22 protein-coding genes and 1 other RNA gene are annotated in these 20,756 nt (G+C 31.1%); 15 read left to right on the top strand and 8 right to left on the bottom strand.

Translation table 11 applies throughout. From position 1 onward, the window contains the following. Positions 1-72: 72 nt before the first annotated feature. Both V7P59_RS10605 and V7P59_RS10600 read right to left on the bottom strand, forming a co-directional pair. Positions 73-486, bottom strand: a complete 414-nt coding sequence (locus V7P59_RS10605; protein ID WP_333810133.1) for a DUF6691 family protein — start codon at positions 484-486, stop codon at positions 73-75. A 2-nt stretch (positions 487-488) separates the two neighbouring features. Beyond that, positions 489-1,055: a YeeE/YedE family protein gene (locus V7P59_RS10600; RefSeq protein WP_333810132.1), complete on the bottom strand. Its 567-nt coding sequence runs from the start codon at positions 1,053-1,055 to the stop codon at positions 489-491. 101 nt (positions 1,056-1,156) lie between these two features. Between V7P59_RS10600 and V7P59_RS10595 the strand changes: the two genes are divergently transcribed. The 4 genes from V7P59_RS10595 to V7P59_RS10580 all read left to right on the top strand — a co-directional run bounded on the left by V7P59_RS10595 (position 1,157) and on the right by V7P59_RS10580 (position 3,875). Next, positions 1,157-1,639: a DUF4199 domain-containing protein gene (locus V7P59_RS10595; protein WP_333810131.1), complete on the top strand. Its 483-nt coding sequence runs from the start codon at positions 1,157-1,159 to the stop codon at positions 1,637-1,639. Position 1,640: 1 nt separating this feature from the next. Then, positions 1,641-2,102, top strand: coding sequence for a 2-dehydro-3-deoxyphosphooctonate aldolase (locus V7P59_RS10590; protein WP_333810130.1), 462 nt, complete (start codon positions 1,641-1,643; stop codon positions 2,100-2,102). 90 nt (positions 2,103-2,192) lie between these two features. Beyond that, positions 2,193-3,011: a 3-deoxy-8-phosphooctulonate synthase gene (kdsA, locus tag V7P59_RS10585; RefSeq protein ID WP_333810129.1), complete on the top strand. Its 819-nt coding sequence runs from the start codon at positions 2,193-2,195 to the stop codon at positions 3,009-3,011. Between the two features lie 18 nt (positions 3,012-3,029). Further along, positions 3,030-3,875, top strand: coding sequence for a hypothetical protein (locus tag V7P59_RS10580; protein ID WP_333810128.1), 846 nt, complete (start codon positions 3,030-3,032; stop codon positions 3,873-3,875). A gap of 35 nt (positions 3,876-3,910) precedes the next feature. On the opposite strand, the gene V7P59_RS10575 is transcribed toward V7P59_RS10580, so the two are convergent. Then, positions 3,911-4,261, bottom strand: coding sequence for a DUF1801 domain-containing protein (locus V7P59_RS10575; RefSeq protein ID WP_333810127.1), 351 nt, complete (start codon positions 4,259-4,261; stop codon positions 3,911-3,913). Positions 4,262-4,348: 87 nt separating this feature from the next. Between V7P59_RS10575 and V7P59_RS10570 the strand changes: the two genes are divergently transcribed. The 6 genes from V7P59_RS10570 (at position 4,349) to creD (ending at position 7,607) form a co-directional block, all read left to right on the top strand. After that, positions 4,349-4,972, top strand: coding sequence for a hypothetical protein (locus V7P59_RS10570; RefSeq protein ID WP_333810126.1), 624 nt, complete (start codon positions 4,349-4,351; stop codon positions 4,970-4,972). 90 nt (positions 4,973-5,062) lie between these two features. Then, positions 5,063-5,359, top strand: a complete 297-nt coding sequence (locus tag V7P59_RS10565; protein ID WP_026726800.1) for a winged helix-turn-helix domain-containing protein — start codon at positions 5,063-5,065, stop codon at positions 5,357-5,359. A gap of 53 nt (positions 5,360-5,412) precedes the next feature. Then, positions 5,413-5,868 carry a hypothetical protein gene (locus V7P59_RS10560; RefSeq protein WP_333810125.1) on the top strand — a complete coding sequence of 152 codons (456 nt, stop codon included), beginning with the start codon at positions 5,413-5,415 and terminating at the stop codon, positions 5,866-5,868. A 1-nt stretch (position 5,869) separates the two neighbouring features. Continuing rightward, positions 5,870-5,995: a hypothetical protein gene (locus V7P59_RS10555; protein ID WP_333810124.1), complete on the top strand. Its 126-nt coding sequence runs from the start codon at positions 5,870-5,872 to the stop codon at positions 5,993-5,995. Beyond that, positions 5,977-6,276, top strand: coding sequence for a hypothetical protein (locus V7P59_RS10550; RefSeq protein WP_333810123.1), 300 nt, complete (start codon positions 5,977-5,979; stop codon positions 6,274-6,276). The genes V7P59_RS10555 and V7P59_RS10550 overlap by 19 nt, the downstream gene beginning before the upstream one ends. Before the next feature lie 35 nt (positions 6,277-6,311). After that, the gene (creD, locus tag V7P59_RS10545; RefSeq protein ID WP_333810122.1) at positions 6,312-7,607 is read left to right on the top strand and encodes a cell envelope integrity protein CreD; all 1,296 of its coding nucleotides are present in this window, start codon (positions 6,312-6,314) and stop codon (positions 7,605-7,607) included. Between the two features lie 25 nt (positions 7,608-7,632). Here the strand turns inward: creD and V7P59_RS10540 are convergent, their stop codons facing one another. The 3 genes from V7P59_RS10540 to V7P59_RS10530 form a co-directional block, all read right to left on the bottom strand. Next, a complete protein-coding gene (locus tag V7P59_RS10540) occupies positions 7,633-8,463 on the bottom strand; it encodes a hypothetical protein (RefSeq protein ID WP_333810121.1) in 831 nt (276 codons plus the stop codon). Positions 8,464-8,547: 84 nt separating this feature from the next. Further along, positions 8,548-10,326 (bottom strand): MFS transporter, encoded by a 1,779-nt coding sequence (locus tag V7P59_RS10535; RefSeq protein ID WP_333810120.1) that lies wholly within the window; start codon positions 10,324-10,326, stop codon positions 8,548-8,550. Positions 10,327-10,404: 78 nt separating this feature from the next. Continuing rightward, a complete protein-coding gene (locus V7P59_RS10530) occupies positions 10,405-11,628 on the bottom strand; it encodes an NAD(P)-dependent oxidoreductase (RefSeq protein ID WP_333810119.1) in 1,224 nt (407 codons plus the stop codon). Positions 11,629-11,796: 168 nt separating this feature from the next. On the opposite strand from V7P59_RS10530, the gene ssrA reads away from it, so the two are divergent. The 5 genes from ssrA (at position 11,797) to V7P59_RS10505 (ending at position 16,630) form a co-directional block, all read left to right on the top strand. Beyond that, positions 11,797-12,194, top strand: a transfer-messenger RNA (tmRNA) gene (gene ssrA, locus V7P59_RS10525). Between the two features lie 246 nt (positions 12,195-12,440). Further along, positions 12,441-13,676, top strand: coding sequence for a site-specific integrase (locus V7P59_RS10520; RefSeq protein ID WP_333810118.1), 1,236 nt, complete (start codon positions 12,441-12,443; stop codon positions 13,674-13,676). Between the two features lie 108 nt (positions 13,677-13,784). Continuing rightward, positions 13,785-14,693 carry a helix-turn-helix domain-containing protein gene (locus V7P59_RS10515; RefSeq protein ID WP_333810117.1) on the top strand — a complete coding sequence of 303 codons (909 nt, stop codon included), beginning with the start codon at positions 13,785-13,787 and terminating at the stop codon, positions 14,691-14,693. A 97-nt stretch (positions 14,694-14,790) separates the two neighbouring features. Next, complete coding sequence (locus V7P59_RS10510) at positions 14,791-16,278, top strand: DoxX family protein (RefSeq protein ID WP_333810116.1); 1,488 nt, start codon at positions 14,791-14,793, stop codon at positions 16,276-16,278. A gap of 79 nt (positions 16,279-16,357) precedes the next feature. After that, on the top strand, positions 16,358-16,630 hold the full coding sequence (locus V7P59_RS10505; RefSeq protein ID WP_231843888.1) for a DUF6520 family protein: 273 nt from the start codon (positions 16,358-16,360) through the stop codon (positions 16,628-16,630). Between the two features lie 60 nt (positions 16,631-16,690). Here V7P59_RS10505 and V7P59_RS10500 read toward each other — a convergent pair whose 3' ends face one another. Both V7P59_RS10500 and V7P59_RS10495 read right to left on the bottom strand, forming a co-directional pair. Beyond that, the gene (locus V7P59_RS10500; protein WP_333810115.1) at positions 16,691-19,165 is read right to left on the bottom strand and encodes a S9 family peptidase; all 2,475 of its coding nucleotides are present in this window, start codon (positions 19,163-19,165) and stop codon (positions 16,691-16,693) included. 198 nt (positions 19,166-19,363) lie between these two features. Then, the gene (locus tag V7P59_RS10495; protein WP_333810114.1) at positions 19,364-20,755 is read right to left on the bottom strand and encodes a RagB/SusD family nutrient uptake outer membrane protein; all 1,392 of its coding nucleotides are present in this window, start codon (positions 20,753-20,755) and stop codon (positions 19,364-19,366) included. Position 20,756: the final 1 nt, after the last annotated feature.

Raw genomic sequence — 20,756 nt, 5'->3', positions numbered from 1 at the left:
TTAAATTTTGATTACTCAAATTTACAAAAAATAGCAACAACATATCGTAACACTTGTTACTTTAACTTAACTTTAATGAGGTAATTTGTCTTTTAACAAACCATAAATATAAGTTCCTAATAAAGCACCTATTAATACTACAGCAATAGCATAAGTACCTGTTCCTAATAGAATAAATATAGGACCTGGGCAACTTCCAACTAAGGCCCAACCTAATCCAAATAAAATTCCTCCAATAACATATCTCCAAAAACCTCTTTCCTTTTCAATAATATGGATTGGAAGACCTTTATAATCTTTAATTTTATATCTTTTTATGATTTGGAGGCCAACAATACCTGTGAATAATGCCATACCAATAATTCCATACATATGGAATGATTGAAAATGAAACATTTCATATATACGATACCAAGAAACAGCTTCCGCTTTGGTTAAAACAATTCCGAATAGTATTCCGGTTAAAAAGAATCTCGCTAATTTCATGATTATGTAGTCTTAAAAATTATTGGTAAAATAAAATGCGCCATAGCTAATCCGCCAATAAAGAAACCTATTACAGCTACTAATGATGGTAATTGGAAATTACTCAATCCAGAGATAGCATGTCCAGAAGTACAACCTCCAGCATAACGTGTTCCAAATCCAATTAACAAACCGCCCAACATTAGAATCGTAAATCCTTTTGGAGATTGTAACGTTTCAACACTAAAAATGGCATTAGGCATTAGCTTGCCGTTAGGAGCATCAATTCCAAGTGTTTGCAATTGAGAAATAGTATCTGTATTTAAGTTAACACCTGTTCCATTTGATATAAAATGATAAGCAATAAATCCACCAACAATTGCCCCTAAAACAACTGCTAAACTCCATTTCTGCTCACGCCAATCCATTTTAAAGAAATCGCTAAATTTTCCAGCTCCTGCCATAGAACACATTGTTCTAAGATTAGATGACATTCCAAAAGATTTTCCAAAATAAGTAAGAAGAAGCATGATCATTCCAATTAAAAACCCAGAAATACTCCAATGCCATGTTCCAAAAATTAAATCCATAGTAAGTTACAATTTTCCACAAAAATAGAAATTCAATTTGGTATTTGTAACTTTTGATACAATTTATAGTAAATTTGAAGCCTTAAACAAAAGCATATCAGATGAAAAAGTTTTCAATCGAATTCAAATGGGCTATTATCACTACAATCATTTTTTTAGCTTGGATGACTTTAGAAAAACAATTGGGTTTTCATACAGAAAAAATAAAATGGGAACCTTTATTCAATATTTTGTACATCTTCCCTTTATTTCTGCTTTATTTTTTAGCCTTAAGAGAAAAGAAATTTAAATTCTATAATAGCAAAATGAATTGGAAACAAGGTATTATTTCTGCTATCGTTATCTCTTTTATCATTGTTGTTTTTAGCCCGATAACACAGTTTATTCTTCATGAATTCATAAGTCCTAATTTTTTAACTAATACTATCAACTATACGGTTGAAAGCAAAAAACTATCACTAGAAGAAGCTAAAGAATATACAACCTTATCAAGTTCTATATGGAAAAATATTTCAGATAGTTTATCATTTGGTGTAGTAATTGGCGCGATTGTTGCGTATATTTTAAAATCAAAAAACGAATAAAATGAAATACTTATTTTCTCTATTAGTAATTTTTTTATTAACGGGATGTGTTAGCACAAAATCTACTCTAAAAAATGTTGATCCCAAGGCTATTCGACCTGCCATTAAAGATAAAGCTTACGTTATAACTGAGTATGCTACTGATTCAAAATATGCTTATGATCAAGATTACCCAATAAATATTGGAAACATTAGAGAAAATCAGGAAAATATTAATATTGAATATTTTTTCAATGGTTTAGAGGGGCCAAATGGAGAAAAAATCTATTATAGAAAAGTAGATACGTGTTGCCCTTTTCCAACAGAAAACAGCCTGATGGGAGCCGGAACACTTAGCATTTATGAAGTAACATTTGAAGGGAGTAATAAAAAAATCACTTTGTATTTTAATATTTATGAAAAAGGAAAAATCCTTTGCCCAAAAGGTTTTTCAATAAAACAGTTTCCGGCAAGAGAGAAATAATTTTTTTATACTCTGTAACATAAGTAACCTTTTCTACTGCTGTAGGAAAGGTTTTTCTTTTTATCTTTGCATCTTCAAAATCAACACAAAATGAATTTAAAAAACATTCCACAAATAAAACATACAGAAAGTAGTAATTTCTTTTTGTTAGCAGGACCGTGTGCCATAGAAGGTGAAGAAATGGCAATGCGTATTGCAGAAAAACTAGTTTCTGTTACCAATAAATTAGAAATTCCTTTTGTTTTTAAAGGTTCTTTCAAAAAAGCCAACCGTTCTAGAGTAGATAGTTTTACTGGAATTGGTGATGAAAAAGCATTAAAAATTCTTCAAAAAGTGTCTAAAGAATTTGGTGTACCCACCATTACTGATATCCACACCAACGAAGATGCAGTTATGGCTGCAGAATATGTAGATGTATTACAAATACCTGCGTTCTTAGTGCGTCAAACTGATTTAGTTGTTGCGGCAGCTAACACAGGAAAAACTGTAAATTTGAAAAAAGGTCAATTTATGAGTCCTGAAAGCATGAAACATGCCGTTCAAAAAGTATTGGATAGTAACAATGAAAATGTAATGGTTACCGATAGAGGAACTATGTTTGGATATCAAGACATGATTGTAGATTTTAGAGGAATTCCTACAATGCAACAATATGCCACAACTGTTTTGGATGTTACCCATTCGTTACAACAACCTAATCAAACTATTGGAGTAACTGGTGGTCGTCCAGATATGATTGAAACTATTGCAAAAGCAGGAATTGCTGTTGGTGTTGATGGAATTTTCATTGAAACACACTTTGATCCAGCTAATGCTAAAAGCGACGGAGCTAACATGTTACACTTAGATTATTTTGAGGGATTAATGACAAAACTCGTAGCTATTCGTAAAACCGTAAATCAATTTTAATTTTTTTTATAACTTTAAATGAAACATCCATTTTTAATGGCTGTACTAACTTTTTGTGTTTTTTCACAGTACACCTTTTCGCAAGAATCTGTCGAAAATCCTGAAAAATACACGAGCAAAAACAAAGGAAAATTCTATATTTTCTGGGGAGGAAACCGAGAATCTTATACAAAATCTGATATTCACTTTAAAGGTGCTGATTATGATTTTACCATATATAATGTCTCGGCTCACGACAAACCAAAAGGATGGCATTGCGATTATTTTAATCCAGCACGAATGACCGTACCACAAACAAATTTAAGAATAGGTTATTTCATTAGCAATCATTACAATATTTCTATTGGAGTAGATCATATGAAATATGTAATGTACAATCACAGAAGAGTTAATTATTCTGGTTATTATCCAAATGCTGGTACTTATAATGAGAATCCTGCAAATGGCCAATTAACACTTGATGAAGACTTTTTATTATTTGAACACACTGATGGATTGAACTACATAAATTCAGAAATTTCAAGAGTTGATGACATTTCAAATTTATTTAAATTACCTAATACCGACAAATTTCAGATTAATATAACAGAAGGAGTTGGTGGCGGCTTTTTATATCCAAAAACTAATACTACCTTGTTAGGAAAAGAACGCCATGATGACTTCAACATAGCGGGTTATGGAATTTCTGCAAAAGCCGGCTTAAATTTTACCTTCTTTAAACATTTTTTCATTCAAACCGAGTTAAAAGGAGGTTACATAGAAATGAATAATATTAGAACTACTAAAAGTAGTGCGGATTCTGCAGAACAACATTTTTGGTTCTTGCAACGAATTGTAGCCGTTGGAGGAACTTTTAGTATTTAATAATAAAAGCCACGTTTCAAATTGATTACGTGGCTTTATTTATATAAACATTTTGCTTCTTTAATAACATCAATTAAAACCTCATTATCAATTTCATCAATAGAAAAATAGCGAAGTGATTTCACGGTATTCCGATTTTCGTCAACCAAAACTTCTTGGTTTCTTTTGAGTTCAAAACCTTTGGCAAAACCAACATCTAAAAACCCTTTTTTATGATTAGGAGCCAAATAACAAAATGGTTTCTTTTTGAAATAAATATAAGGAATACCCCATTTGAAAAGTAATTCAGATTGCGAAAGCTCCTGCTCTACTACAGCTAACACATGCAACATCATAGCTTGATACTGTTCGGGTTGACGGAGTATATATGCTTCTGTGGGTTTCATTTAAAAAACATTTTTTCAAAAATAATGTAAAAATTGTTTGGTCAACAAATTATTTCTTATTTACTTTGTATTTCAAAGTACTTTAAAATGGAAAACGAGAAATATCTAAATGACATTAGCGAAATTAAAAATTTGATGAATAAATCATCACGTTTTATTTCATTAAGTGGGTTGTCGGGAATTTTGGCTGGCGTTTATGCATTGGTTGGCGCTTGGATGGCATATAAAACGATTTACTTTGATACTTCAACCATGGGAGCCTATCGAGATTTAGTAATTTCGGAAGAAGACGTGATTCGTTTATTAGTAATTGCAGCTACTGTTTTAATTTTGTCAATAGTAACAGGAATCGGATTGAGCATTCGAAAAGCCAGAAAGAGTAATGAAAATGTTTGGAATACAGCCTCGAAAAGATTAGTAATTAACTTTATGATTCCATTAACAACAGGTGGATTTTTCATTATCTTTTTAATCGAAAAAAACATGTTTGGACTTATCGCTCCTCTAACCTTAATATTTTACGGATTAGCTTGTGTAAATGCAAGTAAATATACGATTGGAGATGTTCGTTATTTAGGAATAACCATGATCGCTTTAGGTTTATTATCTACTTGGTTCTTAGGATATGGTTTATTATTCTGGGCATTAGGCTTTGGAGGTTGTCATATTTTATATGGAAGTTTAATGTACTTTAAATACGAGAGAAAGTAAATAACTTTTAAACTTTAAACTTTAAACTTTAAACTTTTAACCTTAAACTTTTAACCTTAACCTTTAAACCTTAAACTTTTAAACTAAATCATGCTCAACATCATCCAAAATATCAACAAAGCTTTTGATCACCGAATCCGTTTGGGGATTATGTCGATATTGATGGTAAATGAAAGTGCCGATTTTAATATGTTAAAGGAACTTTTAGGTGTAACTGATGGTAACTTAGCTTCGCATACTAAAGCTTTGGAGGCTGAAAATTACATTCAAATTGAAAAACAATTTATTGGAAAGAAACCCAATACGAAATACAGCGCTACAAAAGAAGGTCGTGATGCTTTTACTGCCCATATTGAAGCGCTTGAAAAATTAATCAAGAAAAGCTAAACCTATTTTTTTATCTATTTACTTTGAAATTCAAAGTACTTTTAATTCAGATTATGAGAGACTTATTTATCGAAAAAATGTACGAAATCAGTAAGAAACCTTATCAAAAATTCTTTAAGCAAGGTAAGGCTTGGGATGTTGAAATAAATCAGTTGATACAACTTCCTAATGATAGCTTGGGATTTCAATTAGGTTGTTTTTTATTAAAATACAATTTTGAAATCCAGCCTAAATTGGAAGACCATGACATTATTCACGTATTGACCAATACCGGAATTTCAGTTGTTGACGAAATAGGCATGCAATACTATTTGTATGGAAACGGAAAACGAAGTTTGTATTTATGGATGGTAATTCTTTCAGGAACACTCTTCTATCCTACTCGATTTTCGTATTTCAAACAACAATATCAAAGAGGAAAAGCTGCACATGAATTCTATGGACTAGATTTTTTAAACATGCTTTCGGTTCCTCTCTCAAACATTCAACAAACTTTTAACATCAAATAACATGAACAAACTCATTAACATCAGCATGACCATTGGAATTTTATTCTTTATCGGAATGGAAATTATCAAAAACCTATCATCAGAAACCAAAACAAAACTCATGACCACATGGAAAAAGATTTTTTAAAATTGCCGCTATCCACCCAAATGGCGATTGTTTCATTTGGAATTGGTTCACTATTATTACTACTTCATTTCGTATTTAAAGATTCAGATATAATAATACCAATTGGAATTTATTATGTATTGATTGCATTTCTAGTAAATGGATTAATGCTTCTAAAACTCATAATTGATTGGATTATCGAACCTCTAAATAGATCTAAAATTGAACGACAAGCATTAATTCTATTTGCTAATGTTCCTATTTCTTTCGTTTATTTTTTAATTGTAATCTATACATTATAAACACATTAACTTAATAAAACTATAAATCAAACATCATGGAAACACAATTTCAACAAGAACCAAAAGTACCATTCTTTCAAACCACAACCGCAAAAATGATTATGGTTGGAATTCTAACTTTAGTATTAATCATTCCACTTGCTTTAGTACAAGAATTAATCGTTGAAAGAAGCCAACGTCAAAAAGAAGTTATTACTGAAACCACTGCAAAATGGGGAAATTCAGTTTATTTTTATGGTCCTATTTTAAAAGTACCTTATAAAGACCCAATGTCGGGCGCCAATAATTACGCTTATTTCTTTCCAGAAACTTTGAACAACAAAACCGAAGTTACGATGGTAAAACCTTTAGAAAGAAGTATTTACAAATCGAATGTATTTACGACCAAAATGCAATTTGATGGGAATTATACCAATCCAAATTTCGCTTCAAAAGGAATTCCTGCTGAAAACATTTACTGGAATCGTGCTAAAATTTTAATTCGAACCACCAACTTAAAAAGTCTTAAAGACGAAGTAAAAATGAAAATCGGAAATCATAATTTGGCTTTTGAATCGGTTGCGAATAGTACAAATGATAGTATTGAAAGCCTTGAGACCAATTATTTTGATTACCAAAGTCTTCAAAACGATGCGAAATTCAACTTTACCATTTCCTTCAACGGAAGCAAGCAAGTAAAAATGGTTCCGATTGGAAAAACTACGGATGCCAAAATAACTTCTAATTGGAATTCACCCAACTTTAATGGCAACTTCTCACCTATTTCAAGAGAAATTACCGATAACGGTTTTGAAGCGAATTGGAAAGTATTACATTTCAACCGTCCGTTTGCCCAAAACTATTTTGAGGTGTTACCTGAATTAGGAAAATACGCTTTTGCAGTAGATTTTATTACGCCAGTTGACGAATATCAGCAAAACGAACGCGCTTCTAAATATGGCTTTTTGGTTATTGGATTGACGTTTTTAATCTTCTTTTTAATTCAATCGATAAGTAAAATTAACATTCATATATTTCAATATTCGATGATTGGAATTGCTTTAATCATGTTTTACACTTTATTGATTTCAATTACAGAACATAGTACGTTTTCATTCGCATATTTAATAGCTGGAGCTTCCGTTATCATTATGATTTCACTTTATTCGATTTCGATTTTAAAGGATAAAAAATTCCCGATGTTCATTGGTGCTTCATTGAGTGTTTTATATACTTTTATTTATGTGATTATTCAATTAGAAGATTATGCGCTATTAGTAGGAAGTATTGGATTGTTCTTGATACTAGCAGCCGTGATGTATTTCTCGAGAAAGATTGAATGGAATAAATAAAGGCAAAACCTCCGATTGAAGATTTTCAATCGGAGGTTTTTAATGAGTTTAATAATTTTATCATATTCTCGCAAGAAGCTACATTCATCATCCTAATTATAATATTTGAATTATAAATCTCGATTTCTAAATCAAAACTTGAATTTAAACTTTTAAAATAATCAATTATAACTTTCTCTTGAGTAGATTTTTTTATTATCTCAGTTTTATATCCTTTAATTATTTCAGGATTATCATCAATAAATACATTTACAATATTTTGAATTATAGGCTTTTTAATAAAACAATAATGTCCTGAAAATTTGAAATCCTTAATCCAAAAAACAATATTTGTATTCTCATTTCTAGAGTGATACTTACTACTAATAGCTTTTGAAGTTGTATTAGCTATAAAAAAAGACAGATTATCATTATGATACATATCTGTACAAGTCCAATCTTCAAAACTTGTAAATGTTATAGAATTTTCTAAAAAATAAATTTCAGATTCGGAGAAGATTTTAAAATTAAATCCATTATCTAATAAATAATTTTTAATTAAGATAAACTCTCTTTCTAAATCACCATCTTCTGTATAGTATTTATTCAAAACATGTTCGGATGTTCTCCTATTTTCATTGTAAAAGATAATTTCATCAGGTATTTCATCAGAATATTCATATTCATTCTGAGTTTCGCTTACTTTCATTTTTTCTCCAGTTAAAGGATCATCTAAAAGAGCAATAATTTCTTTATTTGATAGTGGCTTTTCTTCTTTTTTTGCTAATCTTCTTTTTTGATCAATTTTAAGAACCCACAGACTAATTACAAAAACAAAAAAAGCAACTGAAAAAAGTACAATAAAACGTGTTTCCATAGAAATGAAATAAAAAAACTCCAAATGAAATTAGTTTTAATTGGAGTTTTTTATTTTTATTATGAGTTAATTACTTTTCACTAATTAGTGACTTCCTTCCACTTCAATAGCATCTACATCAATGTTTTGTTTTTTCAAAATACCTTTTACTAATACTGCAAATAAAGTCAAGTAAGCAAAACAAACCACCGCAACAATATAAGATTGGTGAATTCCGATGATATCTGATAATTTTCCTTGTAATGGAGGAATAATTCCACCACCTAAAATCATCATAACCAAGAAAGCGGAACCTTGAGAAGTATATTTTCCTAATCCAATTATCGACAAACTAAAAATAGCTGGCCACATGATACTACAAGCTAATCCTCCAGATAAAAACGCATAAATAGCTACAGTTCCTGAAGACATTAATCCGATTAACATTGCAACTATACCAAACGTTCCAAAAATCATTAAGGTTCTTGCTGGTTTATCTTTGCTCCAAAAGAAAGCTGCAATTTGTAATACCACGCAAATGATATAGTAATACAATGGCTTCATATCTTTCCCTGAAACAATATTAATTCCTAAAATGATAAAAAATGCAATTAATGGAACCACTATTAAAGCAATCGTTTTCTTAGTACCTTGTAAATTAAATGCGCTAATAGCTCCAGCCCAACGTCCAATCATTAAACTTCCCCAATACATGGAAACATAAGGTGCAATATCTGACGATTGTAAACTTCCAAATTCTTCTAATTTTAGCAATTCTCCTAAATTACTTCCAATCGCTACTTCTACCCCAACGTATGTAAAAATAGCTAACATTCCTAAAACCAATTGTGGATATTGCATTGCTCCCCAACCTTCCGATTTTTTTTGAGCAGCTGTATAGGAAAATAACAATCCTCCAACAACAACTAATAACGCTCCTGTTAACCAATACATTCGATATTGTTCAATATCTTTTTTCAATGAAGTTACTTCAGCTTGTTTTTTCTCTAAATCTAACTTGTAACTTGCAATTTGATCTCCAGTAAAATCTTTTAATTTATTAATCACTTTAGGTGTTTTTGCAACACTTAAATCATATTCTAACGTTTCTATTTTCTTAGCTTCAGGGCTTTTATAACTATTAAAAACAGGTGTGAACATTACAGCTAATAATAGTGTCATTATAACTAAAGTTCGTAATGCTTTGTTGGCCTTTTCAATAGGTTCATTTGCAACGCCAGTAGGTACTTTTTTAGAAAAATAAAATAAAGCTGCTGCTGCAATAAATAACAATCCAACACCAATATAAAGTAAAACTACTTTGTCTAATCCTAACGATTTGATTTTGTCATCTGACACTGTTTTAGCTGAACCAAATAAGGCTAAAGCCACAATAATTGGGCCGATTGTAGTTCCTAGAGAATTTATTCCACCTCCTAAATTTACTCGACTTGCACCCGTTTTAGGATCCCCTAACAAAATGGCAAACGGATTGGCTGCAGTTTGCTGTAATGAAAATCCAAGAGCTACGATAAATAAACCTACTAGCATTCCTGCGTACAAATTAGCTTCAACAGCTACAATCATTGCTCCAGCTCCTAATGCCGAAAATAATAATCCATAAACAATACTTTTTTTATACCCCCATTTTCCAACAACATCTTTACCAGAAGCATTTCCTAAGGCAAAAAGCAATAAAGCTCCTACATAATAAGCTGTGTAAAATGCAAAATCGACTAATTGAGATTGAAATTGGTCTAAAGAAAAATAACTCTTACAAAATGGAATAAAAATATTATTTCCAGCTGCGATAAATCCCCAAAAGAAAAACACTGTTATAAGCGTATACAATGCAGGATAATTAGTTTTAATTTGATTGTTCATTAGTTTTGGATTAGTTTCAACAAATATATATGTTTTATTATTAAAACAAAAAACCCGATGTAAACATCGGGCTTGTTCTTATTTAGTTGCTATGGCTTCTTGTTTTTCGTCAACGTAATCTTGTAGATATTTGAAACGTTCTGTAAGTTTCCCATTTTCTGTGATTTTGGCTCTATGTAAAATTCCATCTTTATCACCATTAAAGAAAGCTGGAATTACGTGTTGCATAAACATTTCACCAAAACCTTCACTAGCATCTTTAGGCAATTCACAAGGTAAGTTATCAACAGACATCACCATAATTGAAGCTGGGTGTGTGTATGGAACTTCTTTATGTTCGCTTGGTAAGTATCCAAAAAATGGATCTGCAATAGTTGATGCTTTAATTGTACAAGCAACTGGTCCATCAACATCGCAAGAAATATCAGCTACTACTTGAATTTTATTATCAGACGCACGAAGCATATCACGAGTTAAAATATCAGGCGAACCATTACCATGAAAATGTCCTGCAATATACATGTCGGCTACTTTTGTAAAACGCTCAAAATCTGAAACGTAATCTTGAGGGTTATTGTAAAAATCGTTATTATCTAATACCTGACCATCTTTGCGTTTGTTGTAATCCAATACGTCGATTTGGGTGTAAACAGGCTCTGTGTATTTTTTATTCAAAAAGTCGTCAACACTTACTTGTTTGATTTTAATTCCGTCTAAAATCTCTTTAGCTCCCATTCCTACTTTACCATGACCAGTAAGAACAATTTTAATATTTGGTAGAGTTTGACGTTTTAAACGTGCAATTAAATCATCTTTTCCACTTAACGTTTCTGCTTTTGGCAAAGTAAACAAATCGTATTTAATTCCAAAACCTCTAAAACCATTGTAAGCACCTACCAATCCTGCATAACGACCAAAACCAATTAATCTATGGTTAGTAGCATCAACTATAGTTTCATGATCATATAATTCGATGTTTTTTGCTAAAATTGCTTGTAATAATTTACGATTGTATGGTTGCTTTTTTATCGTATGAGAAAAGAAAAAATATTTTTTGTTAGGAATTAAGGCGTCAATAGGTACTTCTTTCACTCCAAAAAGTACATCACAATCTGACATTTCAGTAGTGACATTTAGTCCTAAATTACGGTATTGCTCATCAGAAAAAATTCGTATATCTGAACTTTCCACCAAAATTTCAGCTTCTGGATATGCTGATTGTAAACGTAATAACTCTTCTGGTGTAAAAACAACTCTTCTATCGGGTGGATTTTTTCTTTCTTTAATAATACCAAACTTCATAGCTAATAATAATTATAACTGAATGTAGATTTAATGTTACAAATATAACTTTAAAGAAGCGACTATGCAAAGTTTTTTTAATTGAAAAAAAGAATGTAATTTTGGCTCACTTTTTGATTATATATAAAGGTCTGCAAACTGAAAAATGCGACTGATCACTCATAAAATGGGGTCGACTGGTTTTGACAGCGAGTGGAATTGATTAGTAAGCACGTCGAGCATTGTATGTTTAGCTCGTAAATCCAAATGTACGAACTTATAAACGGCGAAAATAATTACGCTTTAGCTGCTTAATCCGAATTATAGTACGATTTGCCTAGTCCCGACAAGGTCGGGAAGCTAGATTCTCCTCAAAAGCCTTGGTTTATGGCGGTTGGTTTAGGAGAACCGTAAAAGTAAACCTAGGAACGGTAATGCTTTAAATCCGTTCTGACATTGATAAAGCTAAGCAAAGAGTGGCGGTTTCTAGCCTTGCTCTTTGTCGAAAATCCAAGATGAAACTAAGCGTGTAGAAAGCTACTTGATTGCTTGTTTGGACGAGAGTTCGATTCTCTCCGACTCCACTAAAACAAATTCAAAACAGACTAAAAGCCTGTAAATCGTATGATTTACAGGCTTTTTTGTTTTTGGTACTATTCAAATTATCTATTAAATCTCAAACCATTGGTGGTAAAATCGGTTACCCGAAAAAAATTAAAATTAGGGTAACCGAATTTCTCACAAAACCAATGATAGCAAGCAGTTCAAAAGATGAACATCTTGACAAATAAGGATTAAATAATTAATTTGAATAACATTAAAGTCACCACAAAATGAAACACAAAATGTCTATACTTTTCTACGTGAAAAGTTCTAAAGCTTCAAAAAATGGCTTACTTCCCATTTATCAAAGAATAACAATTAACGGCACTCGTATTGAATTAAGTACATCAAAGTTTGTAGAAAAAACAAAATGGAATACTGCAGCAGGTAAAATAAAAGGTAATTCTGAAGAAGCTAGACTAATTAATAGTTACCTAGACATTTTAAATGCAAGAGCATATGAAACTGAGAAATGGATGGTAAACAATAACCTGGAAATTAATGCTCAAACCTTCAAAAATAAATTTTTAGGTATTGAAGAAAGACAACGCAAACTTATCGTGATTTTTGAAGACCATAACAAACGAATGAAAGAACTAGTTGGAAAAGAATTCTCTATTAACACTTATAAGAAGTATGAAACAGCGTTAAGCCACACTAAAGAGTTTTTAAAATATCAATATAACCTTAATGATATTTCTATAAAACAAGTAGATATTGCTTTCATCAACGATTTTGATTTCTACTTGAGAAACACTAAAAACTGCAATAACAATTCAACCATAAAATACATTAGAAACTTTGGCAAAATTGTAAAACAATGCTATGTAAATGGATGGATAGAAAAAGACCCATTTCTTAATTATAAAGGCAAAGTAAAAGAAATTGAAAGAACTTATTTATCAGAAGATGAAATTGAATCTTTGCTTAATAAAGAATTTAAAATAAAACGATTAGAGTTAGTTCGCGATATGTTTATTTTTTCATGTTTCACTGGTCTTGCGTATATTGATGTCTTCAATTTAACAAAATCTAATATTGTAATTGGCATAGATGGTGAAAAATGGATTTCAACTCACAGACAAAAGACAGAATCAGCTTCAAAAATTCCGATCCTTCCGGTTACTCAAATGATTATTGATAAATACGAAAATCATCCACTATGTATTAACGAAAATCGACTTATACCTATTTTATCAAATCAAAAAATGAATGCATATCTCAAAGAACTGGCAGATATTTGTGAAATTGATAAAGAGCTAACTTTTCATATTGCCAGACATACATTCGCTACTACGGTAACACTTACTAATGGAGTTCCAATAGAAAGTGTGAGCAAAATGCTAGGTCACAAAAACTTAAGAACAACTCAACATTACGCTAAAGTTTTAGACAGAAAAGTAAGTGAAGACATGAAAATTTTAAAAGAGAAATTTTCGAACAAATTAAAATTAAAAAGCTCTTAATTCATTCAATAACATTCTAATAAGTTTAGTATTCAATTCAAGAATTGAACACTAAACTATTTGATTCCTTTTAAAAGCTTATATAGTTTTGTTACAGAAAAATAAATCATGTCAGAGCAAAATAAGCAAGAACGAATTAGAAAAATATACCAAATGCTATTTGAAATGGCTTCTGGAAATCTTCAATTTCAAATTGCTAATTTAGATGAAGAAGATGAAATTGATCAAATCGCTCTTAAGTTAAATGAAATTTCAAGTAATATAAAAAATACCTTCCTTAAACTCGGTCATGTAATTCCTCAATTTACATATCAAAACTTAGTACAGCATACTTTCATTCTAGATAAAGAATTTTACATTTTGAGCTTTTCATCGAGTGTACTAGACACTTTAAAGTTAAGTCAGCAAGAGCTTTCAAAACTTAAATTTTCAAAAATAATTGCAAAACAATCTATTAATGATTGGAAAACAATAGAAAATGAAATTGTTACTAACAACATATTTCATATTACACTTCAATTACACTTATTAGATAAAAACAATCAAATCTACCCCTCCTATTTTACAATTTCATCTTTATTAAACTCTAACAAAATTGTAATTTCTGGAATCAGTACAAATATTGAAGATTATACAAATTATAATATTGCTAATAATAATTTAGCATCCTCAAAAAAAATTGATAGTAATACTATAGTTCAAAATGTTTATAATTATATAATGAATCATCTTGAAGAACCTCTACCTTCTGTAAATGAACTAGCAAAAATGTTTGGAACAAACGATTTTAGACTAAAAGCTGAATTTAGAAAGCATTTCAATATTAGTATTTATAAATGTTATACAAATGAACGATTAAAAAGAGCAACTTATCTCATTAAAAGAACGAACATTCCATTGAAAGAAATTGCTTTTATAAGCGGATTCAATGATTACAATAATTTTTCCAAAGCATTCAAAAAAAAGTACAATTATGTGCCTAGTGAATTGCAAAGAAGTCTACATGAAGAAGATTAGCATTTATTAAGCCATACTTTTTCAACTAAACTAAATCCCGATTTAACTACTTACAATTATTTGTTTTTCAAAACTTTACACAACAAAAAAAAGTATTATGAAGAACAAATTAAAAAATATCTTAGTCATCATCATCAGTTACCTATATGTCTTTTTATTTGTGTATGCTGCAATTAGCAAACTACTTGATTTCGAAACATTTATTGTCCAATTGGGACAATCACCATTGTTAAGTGCCTATGCAAAATGGATTGGAATCCTAGTCCCAACAATTGAAATAGTAATTTCGATTCTACTATTAGTTCCTAGAATTAGATATATTGGACTATTTCTAGCCTTTGGATTAATGATGATGTTTTCCACCTACATAATCATAATTTTAAATTATAGTGATTTTATTCCATGTGCCTGCGGCGGTGTACTCTCGGAAATGGATTGGAACGAACATCTTATTTTTAATTTTACTTTCGTTGCTATTGGTGGAATAGGAATTATTCTCGATACGCATTTAAAATTTTCAATAAAAAAGCAATTCGTTCAATTAATGAGTGTAAGCCTTTTAAGTGCTTTTTCTGTTACGGGATTATATCTTTTATCAGAGAATGAAATGCATAGAAACAATAGCTTCGTAAGAAGATATCCTCATCATCCTGTTGACGATTTAAAAGGAATTCCTTTAAAATACAATTCCTACTATATTGCAGGATTTGACAAAGGAAAAATAATTCTTGGAAATAGTACTGCGCCTTTACATTTGCTAGAAATTGATACCACATTAAAAAGTATCAAGGAGGTAAAAATAACTATTTCTGACAATAAAGATTTTCAGTTCTCATCTATTCAATTAAAAATAAAATCACCTAACTTTTATCTGGTAGATGGATCAGTCCCAATAATTTATAAAGGCGTTACTTCAAATTGGAATGCCAAAATATTAACTAACAAATCCAGCAATTTTTCTCTTTTAGAACCTATTACGCCTATCGACTTCATAATAAGAGGAAGTCATTCAAAATCGGGTGAACATATATTAGGACAATTAAGTAAATCCAAAAATTACAAAATAATTGAAACAAATAATGTATTAGAAAAAAGAATAGACGGCATATTTGATACAGATGGTTTACTACTTTACAATGAACAGCTTAATAAAATTATTTACACTTATTACTATAGAAATCAATTCATCATCACAGATTATCATTTAAACAAAACTAAAACAATTAAAACAATCGATACTGTGAGTCAATCCAATCTTGAATTTGCCTACACCAAGGAAAACACAGAAAAAAAATTAGCAAAGCAACCAAATACAATTAACATATACGCTGCAACATCTGGGAAATACATATTTATCAAATCTGACAGACTTGGAAAGTATGAATCCGAAATCATTGCCAAACAAGCTAGTATTATAGATGTATATGATATTGAAAAAGGAACTTACGAATTGAGTTTTTACTTCTACCACTACAACAATGAAGAAATAAAAACATTTAAAATTTATAATAACCTCCTAATTGGTTTAACTAATAAGCATCTTGTTGTTACAAAATTAAAACCGAAATACTTCAAAGTAAAATAATAAAAACATACTGGGCCAGTTTCAGGGGAAGATCGAAAACCTGTTAACAGAGTAGATCACAACTATAATTTTATACATTATGAGAACTAAGTTTTTAAAATTCGGTTTGCCAATAGCTGTTTTTGCTTTGGCAATTGTGGGAGCTTTTGCATCGCAAAAAGCAGACAACAAAGTTTTAGCTCCTGAAACAGGTTGGATTAATTATCCAACACCTTGTAATGTTTCAGTTTCTTGTAGAACTGAAATAGGACCTGTGTGCACAATGTTCCACTTAGGACAAGAAAGACAAGCGTATGGAAAAGTAAATCCAAACGATCTTACTTGTTCTAAGGTACTTTACAAAATACCTTAATCATTAATAAAGGTGTCGCAAAAGCGACACCTTTACCTTAACAAACATCAAGTAAAACACCTACTCCATCCAGCTCGCTTTACTTTTACCTTTCAAATAATAATCCAACCAATCCTTGACTTTATTTGACAAATCTTCTTGATTCTTTTTATCCGCTAATACATGACCTTCATCCGGATATAGTAGTAAAGTACTCTTTTTATCCAAACGCCATAATGCATTATGCAATTTCATTCCATTTTTCCAATCCAATTGTAAATCACCACTACCCGTCCAAGTTAGAATGGGAGAAGAAATATGCTGCACATTTTTTAAAGGCGAATTCCTTTCAAATTCATTACTATAAAAAGGTACAGACATTCGCATTTGATCATGCTCAAAACGCCACATATTAGATTTTCCATGACCATCAATTGTCAAATAATGATCGAGCAAATCAATAAGAGGAGCCCCTATAACTGCTGTTTTAAAAAGTTTCGATTTTCCCACAATGTAAGCCGTTTCATATCCCCCAAAAGAATGACCTAGCAATGCTATAGCATCAGAAGCTATAGGATATTGTTGTACCACAGAATTAACAGCAGCACTAACACAATCCAATGCATCATCACCTGGAGAATTTAACCCATAAGCTATATCTGGTAATAATACAAAATAGCCCGAACTCACGTAATTAGAAATAGTAAAACCCCAATCACTTAAAACCGTCGGGTATGAATAATCAAAAACCTCTTTCGATTTTTTCTCATATATAACTACCAACAATGGATATTTTTTTTCGGCATCATAATTTTCAGGATAAAACAAAGCTCCTTTCAATGGTTTTTCTTTTGAATTGGTATAGGTTACTAATCTTGATTTACCCCATTCAAATGTCTCTTGTTGTATATTCGATTGATGTATTAATTGTTCACTTCCATCACTATTCACAACAAACAACCTTGGTGGTAAACTGAAATTTTGCTCTAAAAACAAAAAAGATGTAAAATACTTTGTTGTTGATACTAAATGAAATTTACTCTCTCGTTTAAACAATGTTTTAATAACACCGTTTGGATACAATAAGGCAAAACCTTGTGCAAAGGTTTCTTCGTCTACAGTTTGTAATAAAAGTGGACGCTTAAGGTCATGAACTGTTGACAAAAAACCAAAAGAATAGTAATTAGGTGAAGCAGGTGAATACGGCTCATAAACGCGATAAATAGTTTTTGTAACTGCACCATTTGTCAAACGCTTTTTGGAAGTACCATTTGGCGCTATCAACCAAACATCATATTGGTCATGTATAATAACTTTAGAACCATCCATTGTCCACGATGTCCTATATGTTGGAGGAAACTGCCCAGCACGATCATAGGTAATTTGATGAACGGGGTAAGATAAATTACATGTTAAACACAAATGTATTTTTTTATAAATGTCATAAATCCACCAAGCCTTGTCTTTAAAATAAGTAATGTATTTTCCCGTAGGTGAAATAAGAACCTGATTTTCTAATGTGGTCTGATGGTCAGATAATAAATCTTTCTCTCCAGTAGCTATATTTTTTACATATAGTGCCACCAACTCATTACTACATTTATAAATGGGTGCCAACTCATCAGGATGGTATACCAAAGCATGTTTTGTGTCACCAGTCAATATAGAATTGGGATGTGCAGAATCTTCAACTGAATATACCCTATTCGACTTGATATCCCATTTGTACCACTTCAACGAACGATAATAAGCATTATTATTACTTTTTGGCGGAATTGTCAAATCTCCCGACTTCCATATTTGAACCTCTTGATTGGATACTGTTGCTAAATTTTCAAGTGGTTGCTGTAAGGTAAACAAAACAACATCACTTTGTTCTGGCAAATACAAGTTTATAGTGGTCAAATCATAACCCTTAGGTAGCAAAGTCTCCGAAGCTTCTAAAGTAAATTTACTAACCTTTTTATCGAATCCTGTACTCCAACAAATCGCAACAGGTTTTTTCAAATCATCAGATAGATTTCGTTCAAATTTAAAAAAAGCCAAGCGAGTTCCTGAAACATCCCAAGTGAGAAAACTATATAAATAAGAAAAATCATTTACAACTGTTACTTCATCAAGGGTTGATTTCAATGCAACAACTTTAACGCTTTGTGTTGAGCCTTCTTTAGTAACTAGAGCAATGCGTTTGGCATTAGGACTTACTTTATAAGAAACTATATCATGAATGTAAACCGAACTTTGGTTTTTCAAGTTTAATATCCGCAAATTAATAGTCGCATCTTCTTTTTTAAAAACTAACAAATAATTACCATCACCAGAATACAAATAATCAACAATCATTTTATCTATAAATAGCTTTCGTTCCTGTTTTAAATCAAACAAGTACAAACTATCCTTTTCATAATAGGAAAACCAATCACTTTTAGATGAAAAAGTAGCCCAATTTGCCTTTGGAAAACAAAACGATTTTTTGAAAGTAGTATTTTTTAAAAAAAGGGTATCAGTTTTTTCATATTCCAACCCATAACTTACCCAACGACCATCTAAACTCATTAAAGTTTGATTAAACTTACTCCACAAACTATAATCCGTTTCTGTTAATTGTTTTTTATGCTGCGAAAATACGGTCGTTATCAACATAAAAAATAATAATATAAAATACCGCATAATTATTATTTTAAAATTCCCCTAACCCACCCCTTTTTACCTTTTACATACCAGCCCCCTTAATTATCTAAGGTAGTAACTGCATTAATAACCTGGATTTTGTGGTAATAAATTGGAATTCAATAGTAGTTCTGAAGCGGGTAAAGGCCAAAGTAAATCTTTTGCATCCCAACCCGGTTTAACACTCAAAACACTAGATGCAAATCCAGTACGCTTCAAATCAAACCAACGATGTCCTAATTCGGTAAAAAATTCTCTATTTCGCTCTTCCAAAATTGCATTCAATAAAGTTGCTTGAGTAACAGCTGTTGTGTTAGGTAGTCCTGCTCTATTTCGTATCACATTCAAATCATCCTGCGCTCCTACTAAATCACCCAATTGCGCTTTAGCTTCGGCACGAATTAAATAAAGCTCCTCTATTCGAAATAAAATTGAGTATTCAACTGAAGAACCTGTATTGCCTTGTTCTTTGTATTTATTAGCATAATACCAACTATCTGCCCCATCGGTAACCGTTCCAATCCAATTCGCACGACGCAAATCACCTGTTTCAAACGATGCAAGTAATGATGAAGTCAACGCAAAAGAAGGTGGCGGACCACTACTAAATATAAATGTTTGGGCTTCTAAAGTGTTGGAACCTGAAAATTGGGGCAATAACTGCCACAAAGTCCCAGCACTATTCTTTAAGAAAACAGAATTCAAATCGGTTTCAATTGTATAAAGCGAAGTATTATTTAAAACCTCATCTGCATACAAAACTGCTTGTGACCAATTCTCACTGTAAAGTTTTATTCGCGATAACAAAGCGTAAGCTACACTTCTGTTAGGTCTAATTCGCTCAGGTACAAAATAGGATTCTGGTAACAAAGTCACAGCCTGTTGCAAATCGGTAGTCAATGCAGCATAAACATCCATTATAGCTAGTTTTCTAATATCACTATTTGACTGATAATCAGTTGTTAAAACATGAGGTATCTCACCATATAAATTAACTAAATAAAAATGCAAATAAGCCCTAATAAAATAGGCCTCTCCTAATAAACGCTCTTTAGAATTCAAACTAATTCCTGTTGAATTAGAAACTCCTTCAATAATAGAATTAGTTGCATAAATCAAATTATAAGTAGCATTCCATGTGAGCGTTACTGTTGAATTAGATGGAAGTAAATTATTCTGATAAAATTCAAATGCGGGCAAACCTCCTATTCCATAATAATCCAATTCATCTGCATAATTCCCTAGTAAACAACTTAATCCATTAGACGTTCCCGTAACTAACTGCTCACTTCGTAACTTGGTGTAAATGTGAATCAAAGCTGCATCAGCAGTAGCTTCATCTTCAAAAACTATAGGCCCAGTCAATTGATTCGATGGCAAATCCACAGCTACAAATTCTTCACAACTTTGCGAAGCAAATCCTAGTAAAAGGATACAAAACCAAAAGGCTAATTTATTTTGAATATATATTTTCATA

Origin of the sequence: Flavobacterium sp. (assembly GCF_036782315.1) — a bacterium.
In the GTDB taxonomy this organism is placed as follows: domain Bacteria; phylum Bacteroidota; class Bacteroidia; order Flavobacteriales; family Flavobacteriaceae; genus Flavobacterium.
The sequence above is the reverse complement of the archived record's forward strand: the minus strand, read 5'-3'. Positions and strand labels throughout refer to the sequence as shown.

Bases quoted from the DNA above. Each gene is read 5' to 3' on its own strand.
- V7P59_RS10565 (WP_026726800.1), top strand. From the start codon at position 5,063: ATGCTCAACATCATCCAAAATATCAACAAAGCTTTTGATCACCGAATC.
- V7P59_RS10540 (WP_333810121.1), bottom strand. From the start codon at position 8,463: ATGGAAACACGTTTTATTGTACTTTTTTCAGTTGCTTTTTTTGTTTTT.
- V7P59_RS10495 (WP_333810114.1), bottom strand. From the start codon at position 20,755: ATGAAAATATATATTCAAAATAAATTAGCCTTTTGGTTTTGTATCCTT.
- V7P59_RS10600 (WP_333810132.1), bottom strand. From the start codon at position 1,055: ATGGATTTAATTTTTGGAACATGGCATTGGAGTATTTCTGGGTTTTTA.
- creD (WP_333810122.1), top strand. From the start codon at position 6,312: ATGGAAACACAATTTCAACAAGAACCAAAAGTACCATTCTTTCAAACC.
- V7P59_RS10570 (WP_333810126.1), top strand. From the start codon at position 4,349: ATGGAAAACGAGAAATATCTAAATGACATTAGCGAAATTAAAAATTTG.
- V7P59_RS10580 (WP_333810128.1), top strand. From the start codon at position 3,030: ATGAAACATCCATTTTTAATGGCTGTACTAACTTTTTGTGTTTTTTCA.
- V7P59_RS10590 (WP_333810130.1), top strand. From the start codon at position 1,641: ATGAAATACTTATTTTCTCTATTAGTAATTTTTTTATTAACGGGATGT.
- kdsA (WP_333810129.1), top strand. From the start codon at position 2,193: ATGAATTTAAAAAACATTCCACAAATAAAACATACAGAAAGTAGTAAT.
- V7P59_RS10515 (WP_333810117.1), top strand. From the start codon at position 13,785: ATGTCAGAGCAAAATAAGCAAGAACGAATTAGAAAAATATACCAAATG.
- V7P59_RS10575 (WP_333810127.1), bottom strand. From the start codon at position 4,261: ATGAAACCCACAGAAGCATATATACTCCGTCAACCCGAACAGTATCAA.
- V7P59_RS10605 (WP_333810133.1), bottom strand. From the start codon at position 486: ATGAAATTAGCGAGATTCTTTTTAACCGGAATACTATTCGGAATTGTT.
- V7P59_RS10505 (WP_231843888.1), top strand. From the start codon at position 16,358: ATGAGAACTAAGTTTTTAAAATTCGGTTTGCCAATAGCTGTTTTTGCT.
- V7P59_RS10520 (WP_333810118.1), top strand. From the start codon at position 12,441: ATGAAACACAAAATGTCTATACTTTTCTACGTGAAAAGTTCTAAAGCT.
- V7P59_RS10550 (WP_333810123.1), top strand. From the start codon at position 5,977: ATGGAAAAAGATTTTTTAAAATTGCCGCTATCCACCCAAATGGCGATT.
- V7P59_RS10500 (WP_333810115.1), bottom strand. From the start codon at position 19,165: ATGAGTTTAGATGGTCGTTGGGTAAGTTATGGGTTGGAATATGAAAAA.
- V7P59_RS10560 (WP_333810125.1), top strand. From the start codon at position 5,413: ATGAGAGACTTATTTATCGAAAAAATGTACGAAATCAGTAAGAAACCT.
- V7P59_RS10535 (WP_333810120.1), bottom strand. From the start codon at position 10,326: ATGAACAATCAAATTAAAACTAATTATCCTGCATTGTATACGCTTATA.
- V7P59_RS10555 (WP_333810124.1), top strand. From the start codon at position 5,870: ATGAACAAACTCATTAACATCAGCATGACCATTGGAATTTTATTCTTT.
- V7P59_RS10530 (WP_333810119.1), bottom strand. From the start codon at position 11,628: ATGAAGTTTGGTATTATTAAAGAAAGAAAAAATCCACCCGATAGAAGA.
- V7P59_RS10510 (WP_333810116.1), top strand. From the start codon at position 14,791: ATGAAGAACAAATTAAAAAATATCTTAGTCATCATCATCAGTTACCTA.
- V7P59_RS10595 (WP_333810131.1), top strand. From the start codon at position 1,157: ATGAAAAAGTTTTCAATCGAATTCAAATGGGCTATTATCACTACAATC.